The organism is Bartonella sp. AC130YNZD, assembly GCF_042196865.1.
In the GTDB taxonomy this organism is placed as follows: domain Bacteria; phylum Pseudomonadota; class Alphaproteobacteria; order Rhizobiales; family Rhizobiaceae; genus Bartonella.
The window spans coordinates 1-3,348 of the sequence record NZ_JBHIQZ010000067.1; the positions used below are offsets into that span (position 1 = coordinate 1).

1 protein-coding gene and 1 pseudogene are annotated in these 3,348 nt (G+C 38.8%); both read right to left on the reverse strand.

Annotation, left to right across the window (positions count from 1 at the left end; all coding sequences use genetic code 11):
- Positions 1–2,472, reverse strand: a 2,472-nt coding sequence (locus tag ACFINU_RS09380; RefSeq protein WP_375667622.1) for a DUF6990 domain-containing protein, incomplete at its 3' end; no start/stop codon positions are given.
- A gap of 204 nt (positions 2,473–2,676) precedes the next feature.
- Positions 2,677–3,348 (reverse strand): annotated as a pseudogene (locus ACFINU_RS09385) (hypothetical protein); the annotation flags it as partial.

Sequence of the window (3,348 nt, forward strand, 5' to 3'; positions counted from 1 at the left end):
AGCTATTGCCCGTTCAAGGTGGATTTTGTTGATGCTGTCGTCAAAACCTAGGTGATCACCTGCCGTAAAGCTTTTCTTATAAGAATGCAAAGTCTCAACATCACTCAACAAAGCAAGAGCACCAAGATGAAGCAAAGCATAATCCGTATCATCTCCCTTATCCGTTGCATCCTGTTGCCAAGGAGCTATACCATAATCAGAGCGGAGCCTTTCAGAAAGATCAATAGCAGTTACTGACCATTCTAGCGCATCATCAAGCGCCTGTGTTAAACGATCTGCAGTAACTTCTGGTTCAAAGATTTCCAGTCCCTTGGCTTCAAAATTAAGTTGTATATCTGGGATATCTTCCGTGTGGGTAGGATCAATGAATTTGCAAGCACAAGCCAAAATGCCTGTGCTAATCAAAAAGGCGCTATCAAATTGCGGACAATCTTTGGCAATTTCATCGTTGTAAAGAATATCTACTTCACGATCAGCCAATTGATAGCTTGCCATATAATCATCTTCATTGATTTTCTCAGTTGACCAACCTAAGCTTTTTAAAAGTTCATGAGCACTTTCCATGGTCAATGGAGCATCTTTGTCATCCCTTTCCTCTACTTCCTCTGTCGGCTCACCTGCAACAGTTTTGGAAGCATCAGATGCCGTTTGCAGATCCAAGCTTAAAATCGGAGCATTTTTCGGAAAACCCGTTCGGTAACCCCGTGCAAGAGTGAGCAGATTATCAACTCTATATTTTGAGATTTCTTCCACAAAACCTAAAGGATTTCCCTTTCTAAAACTCTCCTTATAAGATTTGAGCTTTTCAACATCCCCAATTAAAACAAGCGCAATGAGGTGACGCGCTACAAGATCAAGTTCACTGTCTGGGGGAAAAGCCGCATAATCATAAATGATCTGATTGACATTTTGCTGCTCAGCCCACTCAAGTATATCTGTACAAATCTGCTTTAGCTTGCCTTCATCCAATTCAGTAGTAGAAACTGTATAAACTTCTTCTGCTTCTTTGAGGGCTATATATTGAGGCATATTATAGAAAATCTCTCTATGAGCAGTAGAGAAGGCAAGTGTTGAAAGAGAAGCCTTAAATACAACAATCGGCTCTTCTTCATTACTTTGAAGGTTATACATTATATTGATGATACGGTCTTTACTTATAAAATAAGCATTACGATTGTAGTTTTTATCACGATAAACTGTCCAACCCATTTCTTTTAATTGCTCTGCAACTTTATTGAAAGTAATCAAAACTTGTGGATTAAGATGAGCTTCTGCTGCCTCTCGCTCATTAAGGATTTTCAAGTGTTTTTCAGCAAATTCAACGGCATGGTTAACATATTTTTCTACGTCATTATCATCCAAATGTTCAGAAATCGTACCAGCTTCCAGAAAATTTTGATAAGATTTCAGGATATCAATTCGACCTGTTAACGCTAAACAAGCCAAATGCCAGATTATGTCTATATTGTAGCTATATTTTTGAACAAGTGTTTTGCTTTCGATCGATGCTTGTAAATCTTGGGCACGTGCCCATTGTATTATCCGCTCAGAGATTTGTGTTAACTCTTGCTCATTCAATGTTTCTACACAAATATCAATTCCTTTACCAAAACCGCTAAAAATCCCTCCCCCAATCGTGTTAAAAGACTTATAAATATCCGTAGGTCGTATCCAATTATATTCTCCCCTATAGCGCATACAACGACAAGCTACAGAAATCTCTTCGTTAGAAACCTCAGCTTCAAGACGGACATTGTAATTATCGAGAAGACGTACAAAACCAAAATCAAACTGAATAAAACGATCAGGCAAAGAGAGCCACATCTTTCCAAGTTCCGTAGAAAACCACCCTTGCGTTTTGAGAATACGGCTTGCTGCAGTAAGGCTCATCGAGCGCTGTTTGGGCTTTTTGCGCGTTAGAATATCGTCTAACTCCCCATTCTTATAGGCTTGTGCAAATAAAATAAGGCGATCAATCCATTCTATGGTTGCGTAATCCGCAAATTCTGGAACATGTAATTGGGGTGCCGGTTTATCAGATCTTAAAGCATCAATATCACCAAGCAATGCTTTTGCAACAGCAGAATGATTGACGGCTTCTTCACGTAATTTTTGTTCAATATCCTGTGCTTGCGCCCAAGCAATTACTTTGTTTAAGGCGTCCTCGATATGACTTTCTGAAAGATTCTGTGCCGTAACTCCAAAATTTTCTTCTGCAGAAATCAACATATCGTCATATTTATAGCGCGACTGTTCACCTCTAGAATATTTCCCAGCAAGGCAATAAGCGGCGGTGGTAAGAGAAACTGATAGCCACAACTTTCCACCATCTTCTCCATAATCTACAACATCGTAAAGAATGCGTATTATACGATCAGAAAGATGATAATAAGCAAATGTATCTCCAACTTCATCGCGATGGGGCTCCCAACTATGTTTTTTTAAAATCTCTGTTACATCTTTGGTTTGCATAATACTTCACTTTTCTTCTAAATAACTTGGATATTTGTTGAGTTTATATTTGCGTGGTCCTTTTTCCCATTTCTTACTCAATTGTTTTTTAGGCCACTCTTTATTAAATACTTTTATTTGATCCTCAGTTGGTTTCTCCTTTTCTATAAAATTTTTGAGATTTTCTTGGTATTTATTAAACTTCTCTTTCTTTTGCTTAAGATACTATTCAGCTTTAGAGCCACAAAATTTTATGCTTCCTGTTGTTTTACATATTTCTCTTAAACCTTTCTGCACTTCATTTAATTTGGCTTTACCAGTTTTTGTCTCACTAAATGCAGGTTCACCATCCTCAATATAAGTAATATCAGGACGTGTTCTTGCTTTAATTGTGCCTTTATCTGTCGTAATTTCAATTTCAATCGTTAATTCTCCCTCGCTTGGTGAAAATCCTTCCTCCTCTAATCTTTGTTTTTCCTCATCGCGTTTTTTGTCATGATATTTCCTACCTTTATTAAGCTTTTTACCCTTTCCATCATTATCATCGTCATTATTGTTTTGTGGGTCTTTGCCACTCGCCTGAGAATCTTTATTTTTTTCTTCTTTTGAGTTTTGATTTGTTTTTTCGCTATCTTCTGCAGAATTTTTCGATGCAAACCAATAGGTAAGGAAATCAGCTATAGCGGTTCTATTGTTAGGAGATTGAACAATAGTTGCTCCACCAGCCATAAAAAGAGACAGAGCTGCCAACTCTTGTGGCGTAAGCGACACAATGAACGCTACAGCAGCTGCTACCGCAGGAAGAAAATTATTTTCGGCAGCATTACCAGCGGCATCGGCGCCAGCATCAACATCGCCACCGGCAAGCGCGGCAGCAACACCCCCGGCAGCCCGTGC